The sequence below is a fragment of the Aeromonas sp. SrichE-2G genome (genome assembly GCF_017939565.1).
In the GTDB taxonomy this organism is placed as follows: domain Bacteria; phylum Pseudomonadota; class Gammaproteobacteria; order Enterobacterales; family Aeromonadaceae; genus Aeromonas; species Aeromonas taiwanensis.
The window spans coordinates 1-277 of sequence record NZ_JAGKRG010000060.1 but is presented as its reverse complement, the minus strand read 5'-3'; the positions used below and the strand labels follow the sequence as shown (position 1 = coordinate 277).

Below are 277 nucleotides of genomic sequence, written 5' to 3'. Positions count from 1 at the left end.
GTCGCTGCCCGCCACCAGGATGGTGAAGCGGCCATCGGCATCCACCGGACCGGTGAACGGTTTGCCGTTGACGGTCAGGGTGACGGTGTCGCCAGCCTGGAACTCGCCCGTCACGGTGCCGCTGACCGGGATCGGCTGGCCCGCTTCGGCGGCGTTGATGACGTCGTCGTCGGTGATGTTGGCATCCAGGGTGATGGCCAGGTCCACCGGCGCCGTGGTGTCGACCCCGTAGCCTTCGCTGTCGGTCGCGGTGGCGCTGTTGCCCGCCGCGTCGGTG

At 69.7% G+C, this 277-nt stretch carries 1 protein-coding gene; it reads right to left on the bottom strand.

What is annotated here, in order from left to right:
* Positions 1-277, bottom strand: a 277-nt coding sequence (locus tag J9885_RS19920) for an Ig-like domain-containing protein (RefSeq protein ID WP_210550513.1), incomplete at both ends; no start/stop codon positions are given.